The following is a 25725-nucleotide window of genomic DNA, read 5'->3' as shown; positions in this document are numbered from 1 at the left end:
ACCAACCGGCTTCTCAACTCTGCGTACTGCTCTGTCATCTCTACATGTCCATGTTGCTCTACATGGGCACGTAGCCTCACAGCTCATCGTTCACCGAACAAGGGCGTGGTTAATTGACCGCGTACGACCATCCGCAGCGCATCCGCTTCGGTCGCGGACATGTCGCGCACGAGCCCCAGCTTCTCGGCCATGAACCGCAGGTGCAGCGGGTGCACCAGCACGCAGTCATCGCCGTTGCCCATGGCGTCCTCCACCGTCAGCATCAACCTGCCGTCCGCGAGCTTTTCGATCTTCAGGGCCGGAACTTCCTCCGCCCAACCGAACGCGGTCTCGCGCGTCATGTCGACACCTCGCTTGCGTACTGATCACGTTCGGCGCGGTAGAGGGCCTCGGCCATCTCCAGCAGGCGAACAGGATCCGGCGGGCTGCCGGGCCCACCGCGTTCGCCCGCGATCTCCAAACAGAACTGCACCGCCAGCCGCTCCTGTTCCGCCGAGCAGGCGTCGAACTGAGGTTCCCATTGATCAACGCCGCTCATACCATCGCTCCCTTCGTGCACTCAATTTGCAGCACAGGGATGGCAATACTGCATAGGTGTTCGATAGTCGAAGCGGAGACCACTTTTCGGCGCGAGCACGACAAAAGAGCCGAATCGCCAGCATTCATGCGGGTTGCGAGACCGTTGAGGGCGCTTTTCTCCGCTTCGATGATCGAAGCACAGAAGTGCTCTCGTGTTCGATAGTCGAAGCACAAAACAGCCTCTCCGCTTCGATAGTCGAAGCACTGTGCTTCGATGATCGAACCTTCGATGTGTTTTTCACGAGTACCGGCCGGAGCGCAGACTTGGCATGCGCGATCGACGTGAAGGCTTGCCATTCGTTCGTCGCAGGTGCGGCTTTCACATCGATCTTGGGCATGTCGAAGGTCGGCTCGTCGGTGAAGCGGTAGAGGCTGCAAACCTTCCCGCCCATCGCAATGCCGCCCTGCCTGGTCTTGGCAATGAAGCCGAGCGACTCGAGCCGCTGGAGCGCTGCCGCCAGCGTCGAGCTGCTGGTGATGCCGTGGTGCGCCGTGTCGGTCAGCGTGGCGCTGATGTCGCCGTTGTTGGTCTTGCCCAAGCGTCGCCGGATAGCGAGGTACACCCGCACATCCGCGTGCGTCAAGGCGCGCCACGCCGGCGAGTCGAGCAAAGCCCAGTAGATTCGGACGTGCCCTCCGCGTGGATCGGCCTTTGGTTTGAAGCGCGTCATGCATCAACCGCTCCTTCCGGCTCACCGACGAGTGTGTAGCGAGCCATACGGGCGTGCGAGTAGCCGTCAGCAGCGTAGCCATCGAACAGGTCCGTCTGGATCTCGTAGCCGAGCCGGTGGCGCAGCGCGTGTACCCTGGCCGAAACCTGGTAGCAGCCCAGGGCGCGAAGGTCATCTGTGGTCTTCGGCCCGCTCCGCAGAGCCGCGATGATGCGCTGCTGCTGGGCTTCCGCGCGCGTGCTCTTGTCGCTAAACTTCAGACTCGATTGCGTTTTCTTGAGGACCCCGACAGGTGCAACTGCCGGGGTTTTCTTTTTAGCGGCCATGGTCATCACCTCAGGCCATGACCAGTTCGGTGCGCTTGGCATGCAGGCGGATCACTAGGGCGCGGATCTCGTCTTCCGTCTTGCCGGCAATGCGGTACTGCGTGATCGCCTTCACTTCGTAGGCAGGCCAACCTACGGAACGCTCTCCGATCGGCACGGGCTTGGTAAACAGTCCATCGCGGATCTGCGTGTAGATGGAAGCGTGGCTGCGATGGCCCGTTTCAGCCTTGACCGCAGGCATTCTGAGAATCGACATCTCTTACCCCTTCGTGTACGGCGTTGTCAGCCGTTGTTTGCGAAGGGGTTATCGTCTGAGCATGCGCGACTCTCAGCCATGCCGCATCAGCCGATGCGGCGCATCACATCAACTGTTCTGGCTGGTCACATCAGACGATGCGACCCAGTCACCACGCGGGTAAAGCTCTGAGAGCAGTCTGCGCACCCTATCTACCGATAGCTGAACACGTTCAGAGATGGCCAAAGCTGCAGCGCCTTTGGTGAGGTGCTTGTGCTTCTCTGCTTCTAAGCGCACCCGTTCTCGCGTTGATGCCCCGATTAGGCGACGACCTTGCGCCGCGCGACGGGCGCCTTCAAGGCGTGCCTCCGACAGTTTCTCGTTCAAACCGAACCCCTCTACGAGACCCTGCAAGAGACCCACGATCTCTTGCATACGAAGAACGGAGGTCAAACAACGGAGATAGTCTTTTGACTCTCCCGCATTCGTCAGCGACAAAAGTTGACGAATCAGATCGACGTACAGAACGCGAACATATGCAGCAATACGGGTAGCACTCACAGTGAACCTTCGTGCCGGAAGGAAGCAAAGCAGTTCTTTCGGCACGTCATCTAGTCTCAGCACAGACTCTTCACGCACCTGCCTCAGCAACTCTGCGATCCACAGATCACCAAGATCAGGGCGTTCATCAAGCGCAGCCATACAGCCATCGATATCCTGCGCAGATAAGGCATGGTGTTCGGGCGTGCGAAAACTCTGCAACGCCAAAGGAATGTCCTCGAGATGCCATAGCAGCACGGTCAAGATGGCAGTCTTGGCGTTTGTATTGTCAGAATCACCCATGCGTCCCTCGCGCCCCTGGAACAAGTGCCAGCCCAGCCCGTCAGGGAAACGGGGTTTCGGGGATCAGCCTAGGGCTGGCCACAGCAAGAATACATTGCGCCCAGCTATGCTTGCGCAGGCACGGCCTCTCCGAAGCTCGTCCCGCTGTCATTTGTTCGAAGACGTCCAGGGCGCGCATTCCGCTTCGCCACGGACTTACCGCTCATGCTCTCGATGAATGCCGCATTGGCAGTCTTCATGTCGTCGACCAGGCCTGCGGCGCACTGCTCATATCCACGAATGTCGCGGGTCAGAGTAGGTCTGAAATTCCAGGCTTTCACCGCGTCAGCGAGCGCACCGGCCATCGCGTCGAGGAAGCCAACGGCAGCCCCGCGACGGCTCGGTACTTGACTCTTGCTGGTGCTGTCCAGCACATGGGCAGCCTCTTCCAAGGCATTGCGAAGAACAGCTGTTGCTACGCCTTCGTCAAAATCCCCGTTCGAGGCGGCGTGCAGCAGTTCCCAGGCTGCCTTGATGCCAGTGAGCGAGCCGTCGAAGTAATCTTCGTCTGGGACATCGAACAGGTTGGCGTCCGTGAAGCCGGACCCATGCGTCATGAAGCTAACGCCGGGGTAAAGACGGGTGCGATCAGCCATGCTGCACCTCCTTGCCGGCGTCGGCGAAGTTGGGACCGAAGTTCCAATGGTCGGCGTCACCGATGGCGATAGCTCCCGAGTGGCCATCTGCGATCGCGCCGATGCCGGCGAGGATCGCGTCCACGGCATCAATGGCTGCTGTGCGTGGCCCTTCATCGACGCCGGCATGCGATAAGACTTGCCGCGCGGTTTCCGCCCGAAGTGCCACTGTCTGTAGTACGAGGCGCAGCTGTTCGGCGTTGAGGGGCTGTTCGCGCTTAGCCATTGTTCACCTCCCGAGCGGCGATGATGGATGTCATGTCCCAATCGGTGCGCGGGTTGGGCGTAATGAACGCGCCGCGCTCGCGAGCAGCCTTTCTGGCACTCAAGCGGCCGTCGCAATAGTCGCGCAGAACCTCCAGCCATTCGATGCTGTACGGGTATTCGTTGAGGTGCTTGAGCAGATCACGCTCGATGTTCAGGACTGAGTCGCCCATCTCGGCGATGGGCCGGACCTTGAACTGCCCGGTTTCGTGGTCGATGCTGACCATCAACGCTCGTGCCCCGTGAGGCAACTCCGTGATGGTGATGCGATCGGGCGTCGCGAGGCCTTGCCCGATAATCTTCGTAGCCATGGTGTGCGTCCTTTCAGGGTTTGCACGTTGTGGTTAGACGGTCCTCGGTGTGCAACCACCTTGGGCCGTCGTCTTTTGTGCCTCAGATTGATGCGCGCAAACTTGCTCACATCTCGCCCTGAGGCGCGGCGGTCATTCCTCTGGCGTGGGCTCCTTGGCCCTGTCGATCGCCTTATTGAGCCAAGGCATACCGAGCCGGCGCAGCTTGGCCCAACGGTCAGGTGTCAGTCGGAGGGATCCGGTGGTCGCCTTTCGATCTTCCGGCAGTGCCGGTCGGCCGCGCCCTCTTGCCAACTCCTCAGCTTCCTTCTTCGTCATCTTTTGCCCATCAGTTGCTGCATTAATAGTACTGCGTTTAATTTTCGAAAGAAGATTTATTGGCAGTACTTTTATTAACGAAAACCCTGAGCTTCGCGGCCTCGACCGTGCCGGCGTCCGCCGCTGCACATCGGGTCTGCGATGTTCCAGACCTAAAGTACAGGCATGCTCAAAGAACGTCGATCGATCGTCACCATCAAGCCACTCTTTCTCGCGCGCTCCGATGCCGCCGCGTTCCTGGCCATCGGGGAGAGCACCTTTGAAGACCTGGTAGCCAGGGGTGAAGCTCCGAAGCCGCGCAAGGTCAGCAAGGGACGCACCGCCTGGCTCGTTGAAGAGCTGGAAGCCTGGGGCCGCGAACGCCCAGAGTCCGATCACCTGCCGCCGAAAAACAGCGGCTACGGTCGCGCCGGTGCGCCGGCCTGACGGCGCGGTGGCCACTCGTGCGCAGAGCGGTGCTCAGCCGTGCCCCCAAGAAAAGGGGGCGTCAGCGGGCACGAGTGAGCCGCGCGATACTTCCGGCTACACGACGAGGAGAGACGCATGAGCGAAGTGCTCGATGAGATTCGCCGGCTTGAAGATCGGGCGAATGCGCTGTTGAATTTGGGCGCTGACGTTGCGAGCAACCGTGCAGACGAAGAAGGTGCGAAGGCCGAATACAAGTCGCTGAAGGACGGCCTCGCCAGCCGTCTCAAAGAAGTCGAACGTCGGCCGCCGCTTGGTGCAGAGGATTGGGTCATCGCGACGTTCAAGGCTGCGCTGCGTGCGGCGCACATCGGCATGCGCGCCTCCACGAATACGAGCCCCAGGAGCAGTAGTTGGCGCAGTTCCGTCCACGAACTGGCGGACGAGTTGAGCTACTACGCAGCTACGCTTGCAAAGGGGCTGGGCGGATAGGAATTCAGCGGGTACGAGCTGCGGGTCGACCTAGTCGATCGGGTATCCCGCGGCGCAGCTGCAGCGCGGCCGCCCGTCCGGTATGCCGTTCTCGTTTCAAGTCGCCTTCTTCGGCCGATTCAGCTTTCTCTTGCTGAGGTGCTCAAGCATCCCCTCGACGTTCGGCTGTGTGCGAGGGTCAAATGCCGGCGCGGTACTTGGACCGATACGTCCGCTCAGCACCCATTCGACGTGCGAGCGCACCACCAAGGGCTTTCCGTTTGGCTTCTCGTTGACCACGATGCCGAGCGACATGAGGAACCGCTTCTGCGCGGCCGGGGACTTCAAGGGAGCACAGATCTCCGCGATCTCAGTATCTGTGAGAAACATTGGCGATGTCATCCTGAAAGCATGCCATGGAGCAGCCGGAAAGCTCCAAGGGGGCGCAAGCTAAAGTAACAGCTATGCCCCAGAGAACGCCAACGCATCGTCGTCATCCAGCCGCTTTTTCTCGCTCGTACAGACGCTGGGGTGCAGTTTCGCGCCCCCCTTTTGCGGGGCTCAAAAGGGAGCTACCGATTCCTGCATCGCAGGAGATGGGAGGCAGGATTTGCAACCCGACGAAATCGGGCCGCAAAGGTGCCCTCGCTTTGCGGGTACGCGCAAACTGGGGCGCCCCGGCTGGGGTGGCGAAACTGCACCTAATCTCCTGAGAATTCAGGAGATCTCTGGTCGCAGCATCCCGGCTTTCGTCCGGGGACCTCAAGTGGCCTTGATCGGCACCAAGCTCCCTAGGGTTGGGGAACTGCCAGAGCTGCCTTCAGCATACGGGCATTACCTAGCGCTTTTGCCCTCTTTGATGGCCTGCCCGCTAGGTCTGCCCTCGATCGCCTGAACTAGAGCGATCTGCCTTCGGTCGATTGCTGCGACGGCCTCAGGGTCAAACGCCCCCTTTGCGATGACCTCGAGCACGTCGGCGTGATACGCCACAAAAACCGATAGCGGAACAAGCGTCCCGCCATCCCTTTCGATCACTTTGACGCGCTGATTGAAGTCCGCCAGCCCAAGGTCTGCAGCGGCCTTCAGGCGCTCCCTACGTGTCTGGTGGCCCTGTTGAATCCAGGCGGCGCCCAGCGCGCCTCCGGCGCCAAGCACCGCTCCCAACGCGGTGCCCAGCAGCCCTGCGATTGCAGCATCCATCCTCGCCCCCTTGCCTTGAAACCCGCAGTATGAAGGCGCGGTCCGCAGTTCGATAGCACTCGCTTGGGGTGCCTATTCAGGTTCACTCGATCTTCTTCTTGCGATTGCCCTTCCGCTCGCTGAGCATCTTGACCCCCTCCCTATCGGGTTGAGTGCTCAAGTCGAATGCCAGGGCCGCGGTTGGGCCGATGCGGCCGCTCGCACTGCCATACGCCTGTGGCAGAGTGCCAATCTTGACTTGGAGGCTTGCATGGCTCACACGTTCGAACGCGAGGCGCTTTATGAGGAGGTTTGGGCGACACCGCTGTCGACGCTTGGCCCGAGATATGGCCTATCAGACAACGGCCTGCGCAAGATCTGCCAGTCAATGAAAATCCCACTGCCGCCAGCCGGGCACTGGGCCAAGGTCGCAGCCGGCAAGCCGGTCCGTAAGATCGCCTTACCGGCGAGGACCGAGCGCACCACGTTCTTCAGTGACCCACCGCTACCGACAGCACGCGAGCACGTCGACCCGGACGACCAAACGTGGCTGAAGGAACGCCTGGCGTTCGAAGCGTCTCCGCGGCACCACATCATCGTGCCGGCCTCGACAGAGGTTTGGCACAAGGCCATCGAGCCCCTGCGAGGAGTACTGCACGAGGCAATCCTTCAGCGCGCAAGAGAGATCGAAGAGCGAGACAAAGCGACGGAAAAGCGAGAGAAGCTTGCAGCGCGCGGAGTATGGGAGCCCAACTTCGACTATCTCAAGTACAGACACCTGGACTCTGACACCCTCCGCCATCCTCGGTTCGCGGGCTGCCTCCAAGTGACGGAAGCGACGGGAGCGGGCGCTGAGCCTCGTCAACGCGCTCTTCTTGGCGTGCGAAGTACGCGGATTCAGCGTCGGCTTCGGAGAAAAAGGAAGCAGATTCCGCCTTTCACTTCCGAAGGCAACTTTCCATTTGATGGTGCGCGAGCGGCAAGCCGGTGAATTGGCTTTCAACGTCTCGCGCGATGCGCTGCCAGATTTCACCGTCACTGGCGACGCCGACAACAAGCTCGAGAGTCAGCTCAACCGGTTCTTGTGTCGCCTCTATCGATCGGTCGTGAGCGCACGAGAGAAGGTAAAGCAGTGGGAGGCCGAAGAAGAGCAGCAACGCCTCCGCACCATCGCGGCGGCAGCTGAGCGCGAGCAGTTGGCAATCGAAGCAGCTGAACGCGCCGCCGAGAAGGCCAAGCGCGAGGGCCTGCTGAGCGAGGTCACCAACTGGCAGCAGGCACAGCGGATCCGCGACTATGTGCGGGCCATAGCAGACGAGCCCGTTGACGGTCGGCCAGCTCAGCATGAGAGGGCGCGATGGTGCGCTTGGGCGCTCGACGTGGCGGACGACATCTGCCCACTTCCGGGCAGGCTGAAATCGTTCGACATTGAGGCGTGAGTGCGCAGCGAAATTCGCGATAACATCCGGCCACTTTTCTTGGACAAGGCCAGCGTGGCCGCGATGCTCACGTTGTCGGAAACGACCGTGGAGAGGCTAGAGCGCGAAAGCGAATTTCCGAAGCCGCGGGTCCTGTCGGGTCGGCGCGTTGGCTGGCTGCTGCGCGAAGTCGAAGAGTGGGCAGAGAGTCGACCAGTGTCGGATCTGTTGCCACCCAAGAACAGCGGCTATAGAAAGGCCGGCGTGTCTCGCTGATGCGCGAGCTTTCTAAGCGCCTGGCAGGCGCCACGCTGCTGCCGGCCTGGCGCGGCGATGACCTTCATGCTGTCGGCCCAGCCGATCTGGGTGCGCGACGTGGCCATGGCTCTCACCATGCCCGGAGGCGTCGCATGAGAGTAATGCAACTAATCAACGTACTCCATCTCATCGAACGACAGAGGCTGTGCAAGCACTCTTTCAGCGTCGCCACTGGTGACCCACTGAGAGATGTTGTGTTGCTTTCTCAGCCTCGCAAGAGCATCGGAGACGCTCTTCGCACGCGCCTCCGCTTTCACCCACCGATCGTAGGTCACCTGAGCGGTCTGCAGTTGAATCAGCGCGACAAGGGTGTAGGAAAGCTCACGCTGGATCGTCAGCACATCGCGCAGAACTTCTGGCGGAACATCCTTGCCCAGAAGCGTTTGGATCGTCGCGAGAAGCTCGGCAACACGTTCGGATCTCAGACGCAATCGCTTCCCCAAGCGCTCGTTAAATTTGCGGGCAACGTAGCCGATCGTCTGCACCGCCTCGTCACAAGTCAGATAGCAAGCCCGCGTCAGGGCAAAGCGAGCCTCCCAACGTTGCTCGTTGGATGCTTTTCGATGTCGCGATTGTTGAATCTCCGAGATGGCGAAGGCAGCAAGAATCGCGACGACAGAAAAGATGGCTTGGACCCAGCCCGACCATTCCGCTTTGTTCATGCACAGTGGCCACCAGTCAATCCACAGAAGGCAGTACTCGGGCGCAGGCATTTCACTTCTCCTCGTTTGGCGCGCATCGTAGCGCGCGGCGAGGCCACCTCCGGCTCAGTCCTCCAAATCGAACTGCCCCTGCAGCGTGCGAATGATCTGCGCGATGTCGGCCCGGTGCGTTCCTCGGTCGCTGACCACACGAACCGTCCAGTTCGGGCCACCTTCCTCGGAAGGGATGCCGATCACCCCGCCGCGGTGAACGTCCGTCTGCTGGCCGCGAAGGCCCGGCAGGTTCTCGATGCGCTGAACCAGCATCTGCTGCAGTTGCTCAGCGGTGCGGGTGGGCTTGCTCACCTAATTCCTCGTGCCAAGGGAGAAAACCGTCCCGCCGAAACCGATGGCGAGGATACTCATTGCGCCGTTCGCGAGCGGTCCAGAGCCGAACAGGCCCAGCAGCGTGATGCAGATGGTCAGCACGCAAATAACGGCAGCTGGCCCCGCGGCAGTCAACGACAACCGCACGTTGTTGAAGAAATCCATTCCCGCCTCCGTCTGTTGGAACACGCATTTTGAACCTCCTCGACACATCCCCCGAGCGCGAGCGCGCCGCGCAGATCCAGCACGCAATAGCAGCCCGGCACCTGACTGAGTGCACGCGCGAGCACTCTCAGTGCCGTAACGCATGAACGAGTTGTTCCCTCAACGCGCCGCCTCTAAGATGCCGGCTTCAAACACGAGGAGATGGCATGGCAATGATCAAGATTCAGCTTGGCCCCGATGAAGAGGCCGAGGACATCCCGGGCATGCGTTCGATGCCGAATGAGGGCTATGCGAACTGGATCGATGGTGAATTGTTCTTCTTCGACCACCATGAAAACCTGCGTGCGGTGCACGGCGAATATCCGATCGCCACGACCTCGGCCCAGGTGCGCATGCTCATCAAGTACCTTGAGAAAATCGAGGCACGCATGAAAGAGGCGGAGGCCTGAGCATGGAGGTCGACCGTACCCTCCAGCGCGAAATTTTGGAGCGCTTGCGAGAAGCCTACCCATCCCAGGTTCGTACCAAGGCCCTTGTGCCAGTGGACGAGGATCCTCTCCGGGACAAGCAGTTCGCGGGGACCATCATGTACCTTGAGGAGCACGGTTTGCTGAAGGGCGGCGTGATCGTCAGCACCAACGGTCAGTTCGCATGGTCAGCGTCGAAGATCACTGCCGCGGGCCTCGACTTCCTCGAGGATGACGGCGGCCTAACCGCGATTCTCGGCACGGTAACGGTGAAGCTTCACGCCGACACGATCCGCGAACTGATGCTGGCCAAGGTCGACGCAGCACCGCTGCCACCGACGGAGAAATCTGCCCTGAAGAAGGCGATCTCGACGCTGTCGGGAGAGGCTCTGAAGGAAATCGCAAAGAAGCTGGTCGCGGCGGGCATGGACAGCGCGCCCGACGCGATCGCATTCCTCAAGGGCCTACTTCACTAAGCGTCATCTTGCTTCTTCACCGCTCTGCATCGGTTCCGAGCGCCCACGCCTCGTACCCCTTCATGTCGATCAGCACGCGGCCATCGCGCTTCACCCATTGGCGCCCCTCAAGCCAGACGCTCTTGGCGATCTTGGTGCGGATGGCGCCCGGGGTGAAGCCGGTCATGGCCGCAGCCAGATCGACCGTCACGAAGCGCGCGCAGACGATCTGAGTCGACGGCGGCGCCACGATGATCGCGCCCGCCCGTGTTGCCACTATGCGGCCTTGAACTGCAGGATGTCCGCGCCGGCCGCCAGTTTGTCGAGGTAGTCGGCCCACTGCTGAATCATCACCGCGCGCTCTTCGACGTACTCAGCCCGGTCGTAAGCGCCGCCGTTCTGGTCCTTCGACGCGTGGGCCAGATGAGCCTCGATGACGCGCGGGTCCACCTTCAGGCGCTCGCGAACCATGGTGCGGGCCGTAGCCCGGAAGCCGTGCACGGTCTGGACCGTCGGGCCGTAGCCCAGCGTCAGCAGCGCGGCGCGCAACGTGTTGTCGCTGATTGGTCGCTCGTGGCTCCGTTCGCCGGGAAACACCATCACGCCGTGGCCGGTGATCGGATGCAGCGCGCGCAGGATCTCGACGGCCTGCCGCGGCAATGGGACTAGGTGGGGCGGCCCGTTTTCCTTCCCGTGCTTCTGGCGCTTCATGCGCGCGGCCGGGATCGTCCAAAGCGACGCGTCGAGGTCCAGCTCGGCCCAGGCCATGCCGCGCAGTTCGTTGGGGCGCTGGAACAGCACTGGTGCGAGCTGCAGGGCAGCGCGAACGATGGGGCCACCCTGATAGGTGCGGATGACGCGGATCAACGCGCCCAGCTTCACTGGGTCGACCAGTGCCGCGAAGTGCTTCTTTCGGTGCGGGGTCAGCGCTCCCTTGAGGTCACCCGTGATGTCGCGCGGCGCACGCGCGGTGGCCACGGCGTAGCGCCAGACTGCGCGGGCCGTGATCAGCACTCGGCGCGCCACGTCGAGAGCGCCCCGCTCCTCGACCCGGCGCAGCGCGGCCAGCAGTTCAATGGGCTGGATGTCGCCGACGGCGCGGGTGCCGAAGTATGGGAACAGATCCTTTTCGAGGTTGCGTTTCTCGCGAATGGCGTACTGCTCGCTCCATCGATCGCTGTGCTTGCCAAACCACTCGAGGGCGACCTCCTTGAACGCATCGGTGGTCAACGCCGCCGCCTTCAGCTTCGAGACCTTGCGTGCCTGCACCGGGTCGCGGCCATCGGACTTCTCGATCCGCGCGGCATCGCGCGCCTTGCGTGCGGCGGTCAGGCTGACATCCGGGTAGCTGCCGAGGGCCAGTTGCTTCTCAACGCCGGCGAGCCGGTACTTCCAGAACCAGCGGCGCGAGCCGGCCGGGCTGACCTGGAGGTACAGCCCACCGGCATCGGCGAAGCGTGCCTGCTTGCGGTCAGATGGGCAGATTGCATTCCTGCACTGGGCGTCGGTGAGCATGGGGGTACAGCCTTCGAGGTGTGGGGTACGAGACCATCGTTTTCACTGGAGACTGGGGGTACAAAACCCCCGGAAACAGCGAAAAAGCTAGCCTGTACCCCCGGTTGTACCCCCGCGTCAGACTGGCAGTCAATGTCGCCCCCTGTCGCTTGCTGGCGCGTAAGCCGCTGATTCCCCAATGAAAAAGGCCGGCAGCTGTATGAAGCTGTCGGCCTTTATCTGATCTGTTGGTGGGCGGTGGAGGTTTCGAACCTCCGACCCCAGCAGTGTGAATGCTGTGCTCTACCCCTGAGCTAACCGCCCGTGACACCGCGAGTGCAGTGCCGTGGAATTAATCGCGTTGCGCGAAGCCTTCGATTATGCCACAGCATTTCCGCCGTTTTGGCGAAACAGCGTGCGGCCGTTGCTGGATTTGTCGAGCTGCGACAACACCGCCTCGTGCGCCGCCAGTTCCTGCTCGCCTGCCGCAATCACCGGCAGTTCGAACTGGCTCAGGTCGATCGCCACCACCGTGGTGCCCTGCGCCGGCTCGTTCGATGCCACGTCGATCAGCAGCGCATCCTGTCCGCGCGTGAGGTTGATGTAGACGTCGGCCAGCAGCTGCGCGTCGAGCTTCGCGCCGTGGAAGGTGCGGTTCGAGCGGTCGACGCCGAAGCGGTCGCACAGCGCATCGAGCGAATTCCGCTTGCCCGGGTAGACCAGCTTCGCCATGGCGAGCGTGTCGGTCACCTCGGCAACGAAGGTGCGCAGCGGCGGCAGGCCCGCGCGCTCGAACTCCTTGTTGAGGAAGCCGACGTCGAAGGCCGCGTTGTGAATGATGAGTTCGGCGCCGCGCAGGTACTCGATGATGTCGTTGCCCAGCGTGGCGAACTTCGGCTTGTCGCGCAGGAAGTCGGTCGTCAGGCCGTGCACCTTGAGTGCGTCTTCATGGCTCTCGCGCTCGGGGTTGAAGTAGATATGCAGGTCGTTGCCGGTGAGCTTGCGGGCAAACAGCTCCACGCAGCCGAGCTCGATGACGCGGTCGCCGTTCTCGGCGGAAAGCCCGGTGGTTTCGGTATCGAGGACGATCTGGCGCGACATCAGTGGTTTTCCTTGGCGTGGTTGATCGAGTACTTCGGAATCTCGATCGTCACATTCTCCTGCGCCAGGATCGATTGGCAACTCAGGCGCGATTGCGGTTCCAGGCCCCAGGCGCGGTCGAGCAGGTCTTCTTCGCCCTCTTCCGCTTCGTTGAGCGAATTGAAACCCTCGCGCACGATCACGTGGCAGGTGGTGCAGGCGCAGCTCATCTCGCAGGCGTGCTCGATGTTGATGTGGTTGTCGAGCAGCGCCTCGCAGATCGAGGTGCCGGCGGGCGCGGTGATTTCGGCGCCTTGCGGGCAGTACTCGGGATGCGGATAGATCTTGATCGTGGGCATGTTGTTGTTCTAGAGGGATTCGACCTTGCGGCCGGCGAGTGCGCGCGCGATGCCCGCGTTCATGCGTTGGGCGGCGAAGGCTTCGGTGTCGTTGGCCAGTGTCTTGGTGGCGGCTTCGATGGCGGCGGCTTCGTTGCTGCCCTTCGCGGCTTCGCGCAACCTGGCCATCGACGCATCGATGACAGCGCGCTCGTCTTCGTTCAGCAGGTTGCCATCGGCATTCAGCGCACTCTGCGTAGCGAGCAGCATGCGGTCGGCGTCGACGCGCGCTTCGACGAGCGCGCGGGCCTGCATGTCCTGCTGTGCGGTGGAGAAGCTCTCCTGCAGCATGGTCGCGATCTGGTCGTCGGAGAGTCCATACGATGGCTTGACGGTCACGCTGGCCTCGACACCGCTACCCTGCTCCTTGGCGCTGACGCTCAGCAGGCCATCGGCATCGACAGTGAAGGTCACGCGGATGCGCGCCGCGCCAGCCGCCATCGGCGGGATGCCGCGCAGCGTGAAGCGCGCGAGGCTGCGGCAATCGGACACTAGGTCGCGCTCACCCTGCACCACATGCAGCGCGAGAGCCGTCTGGCCGTCTTGATAAGTCGTGAAGTCCTGCGCCATCGCGGTCGGGATGGTCTGGTTGCGCGGCACGATGCGCTCGACCAAGCCACCCATCGTCTCGATGCCGAGCGAGAGCGGGATCACATCGAGCAGCAGCAGCTCGCCCGCGCCGTTGTTGCCGGCCAGCTGGTTGGCCTGGATCGCCGCGCCGAGCGCGACGACTTCGTCCGGGTTCAGGTTGACCAGCGGCTCGCGGCCGAAGAACGCAGCCACGGCCTCGCGGATCTGCGGCATGCGGGTGGAGCCACCGACCAGGACGACGCCCTGCAGGTCGTCGGACTTGAGCTTCGCATCGCGCAGGGCCTTGCGGACGGCGGCGATGGTTTTGTCCGTGAGCGGTTTGGTCGCTGCGTCGAAATGTGCGCGCGTCAGATCGAATCGCACCGCACCACCGGCCATGTCGGCGTGGAAGACAACGGCGTCCGCATCGGTCAGCGCCTCTTTCGCAGCGCGTGCGGCCACAAGCACTGCGGCCTTGTCGGCGTCGTTGCCGACCTTCAAGCCGGTTTGCTCGAGCACGAAATCGGCGAGCACGTGGTCGTAGTCGTCACCGCCGAGCGCCGAATCGCCGCCGGTCGCGATGACCTCGAACACACCCTGGGTCAACCGCAGGATCGAGATATCGAAGGTGCCGCCACCGAGGTCGTAGACCGCGTAGACGCCTTCGCTGGCGTTGTCGAGGCCGTAGGCGATCGCAGCGGCCGTGGGCTCGCTGATCAGGCGCAGCACGTTGAGGCCGGCGAGTTGCGCGGCGTCCTTGGTGGCCTGACGCTGGCCTTCGTCGAAGTAGGCCGGCACGGTGATGACGGCGCCGTAGAGCTCGTCGTCGAAGGTGTCTTCCGCGCGAAAGCGCAGCGTGGCAAGGATCTCGGCGCTGATCTCGACCGGGGACTTCTCGCCCACCGAGGTCTGCACCTTCACCATGCCGCCCTCGTCGCCGCCGATGCGGTACGACATGGATTCGCGGTTCGCGATGTCGGCAAGGCCGCGGCCCATGAGGCGCTTGACCGAGGTGATGGTGTTGGCGGGGTCTTGCGCGCGTGCGGCGAGCGCATCGAAACCAATCTGCCGACGGTCGCCATCAAGGTAGCGCACGGCCGAAGGCAGCAGCACGCGCCCCTGGTCGTCAGGCAGGCACTCGGCCACGCCGTTGCGCACCGCAGCCACCAGCGAATGCGTGGTGCCGAGGTCGATGCCCACGGCAATGCGGCGCTGATGCGGATCGGGCGCCTGGCCGGGTTCGGAAATCTGAAGAAGAGCCATCAGGCCTCCCGCCGGGCCGCCCCAAGGGAGGCCTGAGCCCCCTCGGGGGGCAGCGAATACACGAAGTGAGGAGCGTGGGGGTGCATTTCGTTATTGTCCCAACTGATCGAACTTGGCTTCGACGTCTTCGCCGAAGCGCTCAATGAACATGAGGGCTCTCACCTGCTGCGCGGCGGCAGGGTAGTCGCCCTTCTCGTCGATCAGCCAGTCGAGGGACGACAGCGCGCGGGCGCGGGCAGCCTCGACCTCTGCCTGCAGCTTCTCGACGGCAGCGATGTCGCCGGCGTCGTCGAGCGCCTCGCGCCACTCCATCTGCTGCATCAGGAAGTCGGGCGGCATCGCCGTGTTGTTCTCGGCGTTCAGCGGTGCGTCGTGCAGTTCGCAGATGTAGCTCGCGCGGCGGATCGGGTCCTTCAGCCGCTGGTAGGCCTCGTTGATGCGCACCGACCACTGCATGGCCACGCGCTGCGCCGCGGCGCCCTGCGCGGCGAAGCGGTCCGGGTGCGCTTCGCGCTGCAGCTCTTTCCAGCGCGCGTCGAGCACGGCACGGTCCTGTGCGAAGGTCGCCGGGACGGCGAACAGTTCAAAGTCGGTGTCGTTCAGGTTCATGGCAAGAAAAAACCGCCAGCACATGACATGGTGGCGGCTGTGGTCGCGGTCAGCGACGACGCATCAGATGCGAAAGCTTTCCCCGCAACCACAACGGTCACGTTCGTTCGGGTTAATGAACTTGAAGCCTTCGTTCAGGCCTTCGCGCACGAAGTCGAGCTGCGTGCCGTCGATGTAGGCCAAGCTCTTGGGGTCGACCAGCACCTTCACGCCGTGGTCTTCGAACACCACGTCCTCAGGCGTGAACTCGTCGACATACTCAAGCTTGTAGGCCAGGCCGGAGCAGCCGGTGGTCTTCACGCCCAGCCGCACACCCACACCCTTGCCTCGTTTGCCGAGGTAGCGGGTGACGTGTCGTGCAGCGGCTTCGGTCAGCGTGACGGCCATGTCAGTGAACAGCTTCGGCTTCGGCCGCTTTGACACCGTGCTTGGCCTTGTAGTCGTTCACGGCTGCCTTGATGGCATCTTCGGCCAGGATGGAGCAGTGGATCTTGACCGGCGGCAGCGCCAGCTCTTCGGCGATCTGCGCGTTCTTCAGCGCAGCCGCTTCGTCGAGCGTCTTGCCCTTGACCCATTCGGTCACGAGCGAGGACGAGGCAATGGCCGAGCCGCAACCGTAGGTCTTGAAGCGTGCGTCTTCGATCACGCCGGTTTCGGGGTTGACCTTGATCTGCAGCTTCATCACGTCGCCGCAGGCCGGAGCGCCGACCATGCCGGTGCCCACCGAGTCGTCGCCCTTTTCGAAGGAACCGACGTTGCGTGGATTTTCGTAGTGGTCGATGACCTTGGAAGAATATGCCATGGTGTACCTCTCAAACTTTGTTCAATCGTGGAGCCGTGGGCTGGCCTGGGTCAGTGGGCCGACCACTGGATCGTGCTGATGTCGACGCCGTCCTGGAACATCTCCCACAGGGGGCTCAGCTCACGCAGCTTGGCAACGTTGTGCTTGATGGTCGAAATGGCGTAGTCAATTTCTTCTTCGGTCGTGAAGCGGCCGATGGTCATGCGAAGGCTGCTGTGGGCCAACTCGTCGCTACGGCCCAGCGCGCGCAGCACATAGCTGGGCTCCAGGCTGGCCGAGGTGCAGGCCGAACCCGACGACACCGCCAGGCCCTTGATGCCCATGATCAGCGACTCGCCCTCGACGTAGTTGAAGCTCATGTTCAGGTTGTGCGGCACGCGGCGTTCGAGGTCGCCGTTGATGAAGACCTGCTCGACATCCTTGAGGCCATCGAGCAAGCGCTGTTGCAGGCGGCGCGCATGGGCAATGTCGTCCTTCATCTCGAGCTTGGCGATGCGATAGGCCTCGCCCATGCCGACGATCTGGTGCGTGGGCAGCGTGCCCGAGCGCATGCCGCGCTCGTGACCGCCGCCGTGCATCTGCGCTTCGAGGCGAATGCGCGGCTTGCGGCGCACATACAGGGCGCCGATGCCCTTGGGGCCATAGGTCTTGTGCGAGGCGAGGCTCATCAGGTCGATGGGCAGCTTCGTGATGTCGATGTCGACCTTGCCGGTGGCCTGGGCCGAGTCGACGTGGAAGATCACGCCCTTTTCGCGGCAGACGTTGCCCAGCGCGACCACGTCCTGGATCACGCCGATTTCGTTGTTCACGAACAGCACGCTGGCCAGGATGGTGTCGGGGCGGATCGCCACCTTGAACTTCCCGAGGTCGACCAAGCCGTTTTCCTCGACGTCGAGGTAGGTGACTTCGAAGCCCTGGCGCTCGAGTTCACGCATGGTGTCGAGCACGGCCTTGTGCTCGGTCTTCAGCGTGATCAGGTGCTTGCCCTTGCCCTTGTAGAACTGGGCCGCACCCTTGAGCGCGAGATTGATCGACTCGGTAGCGCCCGAGGTCCAGACGATCTCGCGGGGGTCCGCATTGATCAGGTCCGCCACCTGGCCGCGCGCCTTCTCAACCGCCTCTTCAGCCTCCCAACCCCAGGCGTGACTGCGCGACGCCGGGTTGCCGAAGTGCTCGCGCAACCAGGGAATCATGGCGTCGACCACACGCGGGTCGACCGGCGTGGTCGCGCCGTAATCGAGATAGATCGGGAAATGAGGAGTGACGTCCATGGCTGGCTCGGGCTGGCGTGGGGGTTGTTCTTTGATCTGGGCTTCTCGCGGCAGCGCTCTCAGGCGCTGCTCACGACTCAGGACTTGGCGAAGACGTTGCCGAGGGCAAACACCGAATTCGGCGCATTCACGCGAATAGGCTTCACCACCGGCTGCGCCGAGATCGCGCGCTTGACGACCGGCTTGTTCTCGATCTGCACGCCCTTGGCGATCTGGTCGTCGACCAGCTTCTGCAGGGTGACCGAATCGAGAAACTCGACCATGCGCTGGTTCAACGAAGCCCAGAGTTCGTGCGTCATGCAACGACCGGCTTCGCCGAGGCAGTTTTCCTTGCCGCCGCATTGCGTGGCGTCGATGGGTTCATCGACGGAAACAATGATGTCGGCCACGGTGATGTCCGCAGCCTTGCGGCCGAGGCTGTAGCCGCCGCCGGGGCCACGGGTCGACTCGACCAGCTCATGACGGCGCAGCTTGCCGAACAGCTGTTCGAGGTACGACAACGAAATCTGCTGCCGCTGGCTGATTGCAGCCAAGGTGACCGGACCGGTGTTCTGGCGCAGGGCCAGATCGATCATGGCGGTGACCGCAAAACGGCCTTTGGTAGTGAGACGCATCGCAAGCTCCTTCAAGTGCTTACCGTTGAAATGACACCGTGGTCCTGGACCGCGGTGACTTCGTCTCCGCCCTGCCCGACCCTTGACGCTGGTGAACCAGCCGGTAGGAGTCGGTCCTTCATCGCGAAGTTCTAGTTTTTGTTGTTGAGTGTTTCGGTCAAGTATAGCAGAAGGCCCTCAACTCTGCTGGGGTAAACCCCAGCGCCAACCCCTTGAAGAACGCGGACTTCCGACCTACGACGGCAAGATCGCGATGTTGTCGCCACCAGCCGCGCCGAATGCCTGCTCACGCAGCAGCGCCAATTGGTCCCGCACCCGCGCCGCCTTCTCGAATTCGAGGTTGCGGGCGTGCTCGAGCATGAGCTTCTCCAGCCGCTTGATTTCCCGGGCAATGTCCTTCTCGCTCATGTCCTCGACCTTGGCGCGCTCCAGGTCGAGCTTGGCCATTTCCTTGCCCGTCTTCTCGCTGTAGACGCCGTCGATCAGGTCGCGCACCTGCTTGACGATGCTGCGCGGCGTGATGCCGTTGGCCTCGTTGTGGGCGATCTGGCGGGCGCGGCGGCGCTCGGTTTCGTCGATGGCCTTCTTCATCGATTCGGTCATGCGGTCGGCGTACAGGATCGCCTTGCCGTTCAGGTTCCGCGCCGCACGGCCGATGGTCTGGATCAGCGAGCGCTCGGCGCGCAGGAACCCTTCCTTGTCCGCATCGAGGATCGCCACCAGCGATACCTCGGGAATGTCCAGCCCTTCGCGCAGCAGGTTGATGCCCACCAGCACGTCGAAGGCGCCCAGCCGCAGGTCGCGCAGGATCTCCACCCGCTCGACCGTGTCCACGTCGCTGTGCAGGTAGCGCACCTTCACGCCGTTGTCGCCCAGGTAGTCGGTCAGCTGCTCGGCCATGCGCTTGGTCAGGGTGGTGATCAGCACCCGCTCGTTCTTGTCGACGCGAATGCGGATCTCGCCCAGCACGTCGTCCACTTGGTGCGTTGCGGGGCGCACCTCGACCTCGGGGTCGATCAGGCCTGTAGGTCGAACCAGTTGCTCGACAACATTGCCGGAGTGATCCTTCTCGTACTGCGCCGGCGTGGCCGAAACGAAGATCGCCTGCCGCATGCGCTTTTCGAATTCCTCGAACTTGAGCGGTCGGTTGTCCATTGCCGAGGGCAACCGGAAACCGTACTCGACCAGCGTGGTCTTGCGCGCACGGTCGCCGCTGTACATGGCGTTGAGCTGGCCGATCATCTGATGGCTCTCGTCGAGGAACATCAGCGCGTCCTTCGGCAGGTAGTCCGTCAACGTGGCCGGCGGATCGCCCGGGGCGGCGCCCGAGAGGTGGCGCGAGTAGTTCTCGATGCCCTTGCAGTGCCCGATCTCGGCCAGCATTTCCAAGTCGAAACGAGTGCGCTGCTCCAAGCGCTGCGCCTCGACAAGCTTGCCCTGCGAAACGAACTCCTTGAGCCGCTCGGCCAGTTCGATCTTGATGGTCTCGACCGCACCCAGCACCTTGTCACGCGGCGTCACGTAGTGGCTCGACGGGTACACCGTGAAGCGCGGAATCTTCTGGCGGATGCGCCCCGTGAGCGGATCGAAGAGCTGCAGCGACTCGATCTCGTCGTCGAACAGCTCGATGCGGATCGCCAGCTCGCTGTGCTCCGCCGGAAACACGTCGATGGTGTCGCCGCGCACGCGGAAGGTGCCGCGCGCGAAATCCTGCTCGTTGCGCGTGTACTGCATGCGGATCAGCCGGCTGATCACGTCGCGCTGCCCGATCTTGTCGCCCACCCGCATGATGAAACGCATCTGCGTGTAGTCCTCGGGCGTACCGATGCCGTAGATGGCGCTCACCGTGGCCACGATCACCGTGTCGCGCCGCTCCAGCACGCTCTTGGTGGCCGACAGGCGCATCTGCTCGATGTGCTCGTTGATCGAGGAGTCCTTCTCGATGAACAGGTCGCGCTGCGGCACGTAGGCCTCGGGCTGGTAGTAGTCGTAGTAGCTCACAAAGTACTCGACCGCGTTCTTCGGGAAGAACTCGCGGAACTCGCTGTAGAGCTGCGCCGCCAGCGTCTTGTTGGGCGCAAACACGATGGCCGGTCGGCCCAGCCGTGCGATCACGTTGGCCATGGTGAAGGTCTTGCCCGAGCCCGTCACGCCCAGCAGCGTCTGGAACACCTCGCCGTCGATCACGCCTTCGACCAGCCCGTCGATCGCCTTCGGCTGGTCGCCGGCCGGCGGATAGGGTTGGAAAAGCTCGAACGGGGAGTCGGGGTAGCGGATGAATTCACCCTCTTTCGCCGGCCCGATCGGGTCCAGTTTCTTCAGGTCTGCTATGGCTTCGGTGTTCTCTGGCATGGCTGTTCCCGACAGGTGGCGATGGCGCCGGTAAAATTCAAGGCAACCGGAAAGCGTAGCGCAAGTCCGGTTGCCAGCGAAGCTTTCATCCCAAAGGACCTTTCCATGTCTATGTTCACCGCGGTCGAAATGGCACCGCGCGACCCGATCCTCGGCCTCAACGAGCAATTTGCAGCCGATACCAACCCCAACAAGGTCAATCTCGGCGTCGGCGTCTATTACGACGACAACGGCAAGCTGCCCCTGCTCCAGTGCGTGCAGGCTGCAGAGCAAGACATGATGAAAGCCCCCTCGGCGCGCGGTTATCTCCCCATCGACGGCATCGTGGCTTACGACAACTCCGTCAAGGGCCTGGTCTTCGGCACCGACAGCGAGCCCGTGCAATCGGGCCGCGTGGCCACGATCCAGGGCATCGGCGGCACCGGTGGCCTGAAGGTCGGCGCCGACTTCCTCAAGAAGATCAACCCCAACGCCAAGGTGCTGATCAGCGACCCGAGCTGGGAAAACCACCGCGCCCTGTTCACCAACGCGGGCTTCGAGGTCGAAAGCTACCCCTACTACGATGCCGCCAAGCGCGGCGTCAACTTCGACGACATGCTGGCCGCGCTGAATGCGGCGCCAGCCGGCACCATCGTCGTGCTGCATGCCTGCTGCCACAACCCGACCGGCTACGACATCACCGCCGCCCAGTGGGACCAGGTGGTCGCCACGGTCAAGGCCAAGGGCCTCGTGCCCTTCCTCGACATGGCCTACCAAGGCTTCGGCTACGGCCTCAAGGAAGACGGCGCGGCTGTCGGCAAGTTCGTCGACGCGGGCCTGACCTTCTTCGTCTCGACCTCGTTCTCGAAGAGCTTCAGCCTTTATGGCGAACGCGTGGGTGCCCTCTCGGTGCTGTGCGAGAACAAGGAAGAAGCCGGCCGCGTGCTGTCGCAACTGAAGATCGCCATCCGCACCAACTACAGCAACCCGCCGATCCATGGCGGCGCCGTGGTGGCCGCGGTGCTCGGCAACGCCGAACTGCGCGCCTTGTGGGAAAAGGAACTCGGCGAGATGCGCGTGCGCATCAAGGCCATGCGCCAGAAGCTGGTCGACGGCCTGAAGGCCGCCGGCGTGAAGGAAGACATGAGCTTCATCACCACGCAGATCGGCATGTTCAGCTACTCGGGCCTCACCAAGGACCAGATGGTGCGCCTGCGCAATGAGTTCGGCGTGTACGGCACCGACACCGGCCGCATGTGCGTGGCCGCGCTCAACAGCAAGAACATCGACTACGTCTGCGCGTCGATCGCCAAAGTCATCTAGGTGACAGCAAAGTGTGGAGGAATCTGTCTTCCGACGATTCCTTCACACCTTTCACCAGAAGGGCCCCTGAGGCTGGGTCGGACTAGGGGTTAGGCCCCCTGCGTACCCGCAAGTGCGCTGATATATTGCACCGCAACATTCCACTCCAAGACCAGCGATGCTCTATCAACTCTACGAAGCCCAGCGTTCCCTGATGGAGCCGTTTTCGGACTTCGCGCAAGCGGCCTCCAAGCTCTACGGCCAAGGCGCCGTGTGGGGCCAACTGCCGATGGCCCAGCGCATGGCGGCCGGCTACGACCTGCTCTATCGCCTGGGCAAGGACTACGAGAAGCCCGAGTTCAACATCAAGTCCGTGAAGGTCGATGGCGAAGAGGTCGTCATTCAGGAGGCCGTCGAGCTCGACAAGCCCTTCTGCGAACTGCGCCGCTTCAAGCGCTTCACCGACGAGCCGCACATCCTCAAGACGCTCAAGAGCCAGCCCGTGGTGCTGATCGTGGCGCCGCTGTCGGGCCACTACGCCACGCTCTTGCGTGACACCGTGCGCACCATGCTGCAGGACCACAAGGTCTACATCACCGACTGGAAGAACGCGCGCCTCGTGCCGATGTCGGAAGGCGAATTCCACCTGGACGACTACATCAACTACGTGCAGGAATTCATCCGCCGCCTGCAGGCCGAGTACGGCAACTGCCACGTGGTGAGCGTGTGCCAGCCCACCGTGCCGGTGCTCGCGGCCGTGTCGCTCATGGCAAGCCGCAAGGAGCCGCTGCCGCTCACGCTGACGATGATGGGCGGCCCGATCGACGCCCGCAAGTCGCCCACCGCAGTCAACAACCTCGCGATGAACAAGAGCTACGAATGGTTCGAGAACAACGTGATCTACCGCGTGCCGCAAGGCTTTCCGGGTGAAGGCCGCCGCGTGTACCCGGGCTTCCTGCAGCACACGGGCTTCGTCGCGATGAACCCCGACCGCCATGCATCGAGCCACTACGACTACTTCAAGGACCTGATCAAGGGCGACGACGCCAGCGCCGAGGCGCACCGCAAGTTCTACGACGAGTACAACGCCGTGCTCGACATGGACGCCGATTACTACCTCGACACCATCCGCACCGTGTTCCAGCAGTTCGAACTCGTGAACGGCACCTGGGACGTGAAGAACCCCGAAGGCCAGATCGAGCGCGTGCGTCCGCAGGACATCCGCACGGCCGCGCTGCTGACAGTCGAAGGCGAACTCGACGACATCTCGGGCTCGGGCCAGACCGAAGCCGCGCACAGCCTGTGCACCGGCGTTGCCGATTCGAAGCGCGAGCACTACGAAGTCAAGGGCGCGGGCCACTACGGCATCTTCAGCGGCCGCCGCTGGCGCGATCTGGTCTACCCGAAGCTGGTGAAGTTCATCGCCGCCAACGACCAGCCGCAAAGCCGTGCCGGTGCGCGCGAAAGCCTCGCCGCCGAAGACCGGATCAAGCCGGGCCAGAAGGTTGCGACCGCAGCGGCCAAGAAGTCACCGGCCGCCAAGAAGGCTGTCGTGGCGGCTCCCGCCAAGAAGCCCATGGCCGCTGCCAAGAAGCCGCGCGCCCGCACCACGCGCTGAGGCGCGCGCAACCCACAGTGAACGGGCTGGCCGCACGCATCAACGACGCACTGCCGCAAACGCAGTGCACACGGTGCGGCTACCCCGATTGCGCCGGCTACGCGCAAGCCGTGGCCGATGGCGAGGCGGGCATCAACCAATGCCCGCCCGGTGGCGCCGAAGGCATCGACCGCCTCGCGCTACTCACCGGCCGCCCCGCGCTGCCGCTCGATCCGCAATTCGGCACCGAAGGCCCGCGCGCCATGGCCGTCATCGACGAAGCCTGGTGCATCGGCTGCACGCTCTGCCTCGATGCCTGCCCGACCGATGCCATCGTCGGTATCAACAAGCGCATGCACACGGTGGTCGAGGCGCACTGCACGGGCTGCGAACTCTGCATTCCGGTCTGCCCCGTCGATTGCATCTCGCTCGAAGTCGAGACGCCGGGCCGCAGCGGCTGGCAGGCCTGGTCGCAGGCACAGGCCGAAGCCGCGCTGCAGCGCTACAAGCTCCACGGCCAGCACCGCGACGCTGCGAAGCGCGAGGCCGAACCGGCACCCGCCGCCGCCGAGCCGCAAGCCGCCGACACACGCAAGCGCTCCATCGTCGAAGCCGCCCTGGCGCGCGCCCGCGCCGCCGCCGAACAACGCGAAAAAAACAAACCCAAGCCATGACACTCGACACCCTGCTGATCTACGTCGTCGCCTCACTTGCGCTGGCCGTCATTCCCGGCCCCACGATGCTGCTGGCGCTGTCCAACGGCATCGACGGCGGCATGCGGCGCGCGAGCTGGGGCATCGGCGGCGCATCGCTCGGCAGCATCACGCTGATCGCGGTGGTGGCATTGGGATTGGGCTCGCTGCTCGCGGCATCGGAAATGCTCTTCAACGCGATCCGCGTGGCGGGCGTCGCCTACCTCGTCTGGCTCGGCATCAAGCTCTGGCGCAGTGAGGCGACCGACCTCGGCACGGCGCTCGCCAAGTCCGCCATCGAGGTCCGCCCGCATGGCCGCGTCGCGTTGATGCGCAGCCTGCTCGTGGCGCTGTCGAACCCGAAGACGGTGCTGTTCTTCGCGGCTTTCCTGCCGCAGTTCATCGACATCACCCAGCCGCAAGGCCCGCAGTACCTGCTGCTCGGCGCGATCTTCGTGGTGCTCGACACCTGCGTGATGCTGGCCTACGCGGCCGCCGGCACGCAGGCCGTGCGCTGGCTCTCGCGCCGCGGCCTCAAGGTGCTGAACCGCAGCTGCGCGGCCGGCATGTGGCTGCTGGCGGCCACGCTGGCTTTTTGGCGCCGTCCGGGCACCTGAAGGCGTTCAGTTCTTCTTCGGGCGCTTGAAGAGCAGCAACAGCACCCCCGCCAGCACGACCGCCACCGCATACCACTCGAAGCGCGTGACGGTCTCGCTGGCGATCCACACGCCCAGCAGCATCGCAATCACGGGGTTCACGAAGGTGTAGCTCGCCGCCAGCGCGGCCGGCGCCTTCGCAAGCAACACCATGTAGGCGTTGAAGGCGATCAGCGAACCGAACACCACCAGGTACAGCCAGGCCCAGACGGCCTCGGGCGCCGGGGGCCACACGAGGCTCTCGCGCGAGACGGCCGCCAGCACCAGCAGTACCACGCCGCCGCAGATCATCTCGCTCGCAAAGCCCATCGCACCAGGCGCGAGCGGCAGGCTGCGCTGACTCAGCACGCTGCCCATCGACCAGCAGATGCACGCAATCGAAATCGCCGCCAGCCCCGCGGGCGACGACTGGAAGCCGCTCCCCTGCGTCAGCATCAGCACACCGATGAGGCCGAGCGCGATGCCCGCCGCTTCCATGCGCGTCGGCTTGATGCCCCAGATGAGGTTCAGCAGCGCGATCAGCAACGGCACCACCGCGATGAACGCCACCACCAGACCCGAGCCGATCGTCACCTCGGCATGCGCCGTGCCGCCCATTCCGCCGCCGAGCATTAGCGCACCGACGACCAGCGCATTGCGCCACTGCATCATCGAAGGCCACGCGGCACCGCGCCACCGCATCCACACCGCGAGCAGCACGCCCGCAAAGAGAAAGCGCGAGCCCATCTGCAGGAACGGCGGAAAACTGATCAACGCGTACTTGATCGCCAGGTAGGTCGAGCCCCAGACGACCCAGGTGGCGGCAAGGCAAAGCCACAACAACGGCGGCAGCGCGCCACGGGCAGCACCTGTCGCGGCTTGGGCGGGAGAAGCAAGAGTCGGCATATCGAGGAGTCTTTTGTTTTGTTGGTACTGAAGC

General features: G+C 63.3%; 37 protein-coding genes and 1 tRNA gene. 11 read left to right on the top strand and 27 right to left on the bottom strand.

From position 1 onward, the window contains the following. Nucleotides 1-83: 83 nt before the first annotated feature. From NU688_RS30840 to NU688_RS30800, 9 genes are all read right to left on the bottom strand, one after another. Nucleotides 84-341 (bottom strand): hypothetical protein, encoded by a 258-nt coding sequence (locus NU688_RS30840; RefSeq protein WP_257864674.1) that lies wholly within the window; start codon nucleotides 339-341, stop codon nucleotides 84-86. Further along, complete coding sequence (locus NU688_RS30835) at nucleotides 338-538, bottom strand: hypothetical protein (RefSeq protein WP_257864673.1); 201 nt, start codon at nucleotides 536-538, stop codon at nucleotides 338-340. Before NU688_RS30835 ends, NU688_RS30840 begins: the two co-directional genes overlap by 4 nt. 124 nt (nucleotides 539-662) lie before the next feature. Then, nucleotides 663-1250: a hypothetical protein gene (locus tag NU688_RS30830; RefSeq protein WP_257864672.1), complete on the bottom strand. Its 588-nt coding sequence runs from the start codon at nucleotides 1248-1250 to the stop codon at nucleotides 663-665. Continuing rightward, a complete protein-coding gene (locus tag NU688_RS30825) occupies nucleotides 1247-1582 on the bottom strand; it encodes a helix-turn-helix domain-containing protein (protein ID WP_257864671.1) in 336 nt (111 codons plus the stop codon). Before NU688_RS30825 ends, NU688_RS30830 begins: the two co-directional genes overlap by 4 nt. 4 nt (nucleotides 1583-1586) lie before the next feature. Next, a complete protein-coding gene (locus NU688_RS30820) occupies nucleotides 1587-1832 on the bottom strand; it encodes an AlpA family transcriptional regulator (RefSeq protein ID WP_257864670.1) in 246 nt (81 codons plus the stop codon). Nucleotides 1833-1940: 108 nt separating this feature from the next. Next, entirely contained in the window at nucleotides 1941-2654 is a 714-nt protein-coding gene (locus tag NU688_RS30815; protein ID WP_257864669.1) for a hypothetical protein, read from the bottom strand. 104 nt (nucleotides 2655-2758) lie between these two features. Continuing rightward, nucleotides 2759-3289 (bottom strand): hypothetical protein, encoded by a 531-nt coding sequence (locus NU688_RS30810; protein ID WP_257864668.1) that lies wholly within the window; start codon nucleotides 3287-3289, stop codon nucleotides 2759-2761. Next, the gene (locus tag NU688_RS30805) at nucleotides 3282-3554 is read right to left on the bottom strand and encodes a hypothetical protein (RefSeq protein ID WP_257864667.1); all 273 of its coding nucleotides are present in this window, start codon (nucleotides 3552-3554) and stop codon (nucleotides 3282-3284) included. The genes NU688_RS30810 and NU688_RS30805 overlap by 8 nt, the downstream gene beginning before the upstream one ends. Continuing rightward, entirely contained in the window at nucleotides 3547-3903 is a 357-nt protein-coding gene (locus NU688_RS30800; RefSeq protein WP_257864666.1) for a hypothetical protein, read from the bottom strand. The genes NU688_RS30805 and NU688_RS30800 overlap by 8 nt, the downstream gene beginning before the upstream one ends. Nucleotides 3904-4386: 483 nt before the next feature. Between NU688_RS30800 and NU688_RS30795 the strand changes: the two genes are divergently transcribed. After that, on the top strand, nucleotides 4387-4647 hold the full coding sequence (locus NU688_RS30795) for an AlpA family transcriptional regulator (RefSeq protein ID WP_257864665.1): 261 nt from the start codon (nucleotides 4387-4389) through the stop codon (nucleotides 4645-4647). 117 nt (nucleotides 4648-4764) lie between these two features. Further along, nucleotides 4765-5118: a hypothetical protein gene (locus NU688_RS30790; RefSeq protein WP_257864664.1), complete on the top strand. Its 354-nt coding sequence runs from the start codon at nucleotides 4765-4767 to the stop codon at nucleotides 5116-5118. A 96-nt stretch (nucleotides 5119-5214) separates the two neighbouring features. Here the strand turns inward: NU688_RS30790 and NU688_RS30785 are convergent, their stop codons facing one another. Together NU688_RS30785 and NU688_RS30780 are read right to left on the bottom strand one after the other, a co-directional pair. Further along, nucleotides 5215-5487, bottom strand: coding sequence for a DUF4224 domain-containing protein (locus tag NU688_RS30785; RefSeq protein ID WP_257864663.1), 273 nt, complete (start codon nucleotides 5485-5487; stop codon nucleotides 5215-5217). 444 nt (nucleotides 5488-5931) lie between these two features. Further along, on the bottom strand, nucleotides 5932-6297 hold the full coding sequence (locus tag NU688_RS30780) for a hypothetical protein (RefSeq protein ID WP_257864662.1): 366 nt from the start codon (nucleotides 6295-6297) through the stop codon (nucleotides 5932-5934). A 250-nt stretch (nucleotides 6298-6547) separates the two neighbouring features. Between NU688_RS30780 and NU688_RS30775 the strand changes: the two genes are divergently transcribed. The 3 genes from NU688_RS30775 to NU688_RS30765 are packed head-to-tail and all read left to right on the top strand — an operon-like array spanning nucleotide 6548 to nucleotide 7970. After that, complete coding sequence (locus NU688_RS30775; protein ID WP_257864661.1) at nucleotides 6548-7267, top strand: hypothetical protein; 720 nt, start codon at nucleotides 6548-6550, stop codon at nucleotides 7265-7267. After that, nucleotides 7239-7715, top strand: coding sequence for a hypothetical protein (locus NU688_RS30770; protein WP_257864660.1), 477 nt, complete (start codon nucleotides 7239-7241; stop codon nucleotides 7713-7715). Before NU688_RS30775 ends, NU688_RS30770 begins: the two co-directional genes overlap by 29 nt. Next, nucleotides 7716-7970 carry an AlpA family transcriptional regulator gene (locus NU688_RS30765; protein ID WP_257864659.1) on the top strand — a complete coding sequence of 85 codons (255 nt, stop codon included), beginning with the start codon at nucleotides 7716-7718 and terminating at the stop codon, nucleotides 7968-7970. It begins immediately after the preceding gene. Nucleotides 7971-8119: 149 nt separating this feature from the next. Here the strand turns inward: NU688_RS30765 and NU688_RS30760 are convergent, their stop codons facing one another. Genes NU688_RS30760 through NU688_RS30750 form a run of 3 tightly spaced genes read right to left on the bottom strand, consistent with a single transcriptional unit; the run spans nucleotide 8120 to nucleotide 9205 of the window. Further along, nucleotides 8120-8725, bottom strand: coding sequence for a hypothetical protein (locus NU688_RS30760; RefSeq protein WP_257864657.1), 606 nt, complete (start codon nucleotides 8723-8725; stop codon nucleotides 8120-8122). Nucleotides 8726-8779: 54 nt separating this feature from the next. Further along, entirely contained in the window at nucleotides 8780-9019 is a 240-nt protein-coding gene (locus tag NU688_RS30755) for a hypothetical protein (protein ID WP_257864656.1), read from the bottom strand. Further along, on the bottom strand, nucleotides 9020-9205 hold the full coding sequence (locus tag NU688_RS30750; RefSeq protein ID WP_257864655.1) for a hypothetical protein: 186 nt from the start codon (nucleotides 9203-9205) through the stop codon (nucleotides 9020-9022). A gap of 206 nt (nucleotides 9206-9411) precedes the next feature. Here NU688_RS30750 and NU688_RS30745 point away from each other — a divergent pair, with 206 nt between their 5' ends. Together NU688_RS30745 and NU688_RS30740 are read left to right on the top strand one after the other, a co-directional pair. Continuing rightward, the gene (locus NU688_RS30745) at nucleotides 9412-9654 is read left to right on the top strand and encodes a hypothetical protein (protein WP_257864654.1); all 243 of its coding nucleotides are present in this window, start codon (nucleotides 9412-9414) and stop codon (nucleotides 9652-9654) included. 2 nt (nucleotides 9655-9656) lie between these two features. Beyond that, nucleotides 9657-10148 (top strand): DUF2513 domain-containing protein, encoded by a 492-nt coding sequence (locus tag NU688_RS30740; protein ID WP_257864653.1) that lies wholly within the window; start codon nucleotides 9657-9659, stop codon nucleotides 10146-10148. 16 nt (nucleotides 10149-10164) lie between these two features. Here NU688_RS30740 and NU688_RS30735 read toward each other — a convergent pair whose 3' ends face one another. The 12 genes from NU688_RS30735 to uvrB form a co-directional block, all read right to left on the bottom strand. Next, entirely contained in the window at nucleotides 10165-10404 is a 240-nt protein-coding gene (locus tag NU688_RS30735; protein ID WP_257864652.1) for an excisionase, read from the bottom strand. Next, nucleotides 10404-11642: a site-specific integrase gene (locus NU688_RS30730; protein WP_257864651.1), complete on the bottom strand. Its 1239-nt coding sequence runs from the start codon at nucleotides 11640-11642 to the stop codon at nucleotides 10404-10406. Before NU688_RS30730 ends, NU688_RS30735 begins: the two co-directional genes overlap by 1 nt. Nucleotides 11643-11870: 228 nt before the next feature. Next, nucleotides 11871-11945: transfer RNA gene (locus NU688_RS30725), tRNA-Val, on the bottom strand. A 54-nt stretch (nucleotides 11946-11999) separates the two neighbouring features. Further along, nucleotides 12000-12722 carry a DNA polymerase III subunit epsilon gene (dnaQ, locus tag NU688_RS30720; protein ID WP_257864650.1) on the bottom strand — a complete coding sequence of 241 codons (723 nt, stop codon included), beginning with the start codon at nucleotides 12720-12722 and terminating at the stop codon, nucleotides 12000-12002. Continuing rightward, the gene (fdx, locus tag NU688_RS30715) at nucleotides 12722-13060 is read right to left on the bottom strand and encodes an ISC system 2Fe-2S type ferredoxin (RefSeq protein WP_013542153.1); all 339 of its coding nucleotides are present in this window, start codon (nucleotides 13058-13060) and stop codon (nucleotides 12722-12724) included. Before fdx ends, dnaQ begins: the two co-directional genes overlap by 1 nt. A 9-nt stretch (nucleotides 13061-13069) precedes the next feature. Beyond that, nucleotides 13070-14932: a Fe-S protein assembly chaperone HscA gene (gene hscA / locus NU688_RS30710; protein WP_257864648.1), complete on the bottom strand. Its 1863-nt coding sequence runs from the start codon at nucleotides 14930-14932 to the stop codon at nucleotides 13070-13072. Between the two features lie 90 nt (nucleotides 14933-15022). Beyond that, complete coding sequence (gene hscB / locus NU688_RS30705) at nucleotides 15023-15541, bottom strand: Fe-S protein assembly co-chaperone HscB (RefSeq protein ID WP_257864647.1); 519 nt, start codon at nucleotides 15539-15541, stop codon at nucleotides 15023-15025. 63 nt (nucleotides 15542-15604) lie between these two features. Then, nucleotides 15605-15928, bottom strand: coding sequence for an iron-sulfur cluster assembly protein IscA (gene iscA / locus NU688_RS30700; protein WP_007828190.1), 324 nt, complete (start codon nucleotides 15926-15928; stop codon nucleotides 15605-15607). Between the two features lies 1 nt (nucleotide 15929). Continuing rightward, a complete protein-coding gene (iscU, locus tag NU688_RS30695) occupies nucleotides 15930-16343 on the bottom strand; it encodes a Fe-S cluster assembly scaffold IscU (RefSeq protein WP_257864645.1) in 414 nt (137 codons plus the stop codon). 50 nt (nucleotides 16344-16393) lie between these two features. After that, nucleotides 16394-17614 (bottom strand): IscS subfamily cysteine desulfurase, encoded by a 1221-nt coding sequence (locus tag NU688_RS30690; RefSeq protein WP_257864644.1) that lies wholly within the window; start codon nucleotides 17612-17614, stop codon nucleotides 16394-16396. Between the two features lie 77 nt (nucleotides 17615-17691). After that, complete coding sequence (iscR, locus tag NU688_RS30685; RefSeq protein WP_093237517.1) at nucleotides 17692-18228, bottom strand: Fe-S cluster assembly transcriptional regulator IscR; 537 nt, start codon at nucleotides 18226-18228, stop codon at nucleotides 17692-17694. A 234-nt stretch (nucleotides 18229-18462) separates the two neighbouring features. Further along, nucleotides 18463-20580, bottom strand: a complete 2118-nt coding sequence (gene uvrB / locus NU688_RS30680; protein WP_257864641.1) for an excinuclease ABC subunit UvrB — start codon at nucleotides 20578-20580, stop codon at nucleotides 18463-18465. Nucleotides 20581-20685: 105 nt separating this feature from the next. Here uvrB and NU688_RS30675 point away from each other — a divergent pair, with 105 nt between their 5' ends. The 4 genes from NU688_RS30675 to NU688_RS30660 all read left to right on the top strand — a co-directional run bounded on the left by NU688_RS30675 (nucleotide 20686) and on the right by NU688_RS30660 (nucleotide 24767). Continuing rightward, nucleotides 20686-21882, top strand: a complete 1197-nt coding sequence (locus tag NU688_RS30675) for an amino acid aminotransferase (RefSeq protein ID WP_257864640.1) — start codon at nucleotides 20686-20688, stop codon at nucleotides 21880-21882. Between the two features lie 157 nt (nucleotides 21883-22039). Continuing rightward, nucleotides 22040-23479: a polyhydroxyalkanoate depolymerase gene (locus NU688_RS30670; protein ID WP_257864639.1), complete on the top strand. Its 1440-nt coding sequence runs from the start codon at nucleotides 22040-22042 to the stop codon at nucleotides 23477-23479. Between the two features lie 17 nt (nucleotides 23480-23496). Then, nucleotides 23497-24132: an RnfABCDGE type electron transport complex subunit B gene (locus NU688_RS30665; protein ID WP_257864638.1), complete on the top strand. Its 636-nt coding sequence runs from the start codon at nucleotides 23497-23499 to the stop codon at nucleotides 24130-24132. Continuing rightward, nucleotides 24129-24767 carry a LysE family translocator gene (locus NU688_RS30660; RefSeq protein ID WP_257864637.1) on the top strand — a complete coding sequence of 213 codons (639 nt, stop codon included), beginning with the start codon at nucleotides 24129-24131 and terminating at the stop codon, nucleotides 24765-24767. The genes NU688_RS30665 and NU688_RS30660 overlap by 4 nt, the downstream gene beginning before the upstream one ends. A gap of 6 nt (nucleotides 24768-24773) precedes the next feature. On the opposite strand, the gene yedA is transcribed toward NU688_RS30660, so the two are convergent. Beyond that, entirely contained in the window at nucleotides 24774-25691 is a 918-nt protein-coding gene (gene yedA, locus NU688_RS30655) for a drug/metabolite exporter YedA (RefSeq protein WP_257864636.1), read from the bottom strand. Nucleotides 25692-25725 lie beyond the last annotated feature (34 nt).

This window comes from Variovorax sp. ZS18.2.2 (assembly GCF_024701975.1).
In the GTDB taxonomy this organism is placed as follows: Bacteria; Pseudomonadota; Gammaproteobacteria; order Burkholderiales; family Burkholderiaceae_C; genus Variovorax.
Note: the sequence above shows the minus strand (reverse complement) of the source record. Positions and strands in the feature narration are given on the sequence as shown.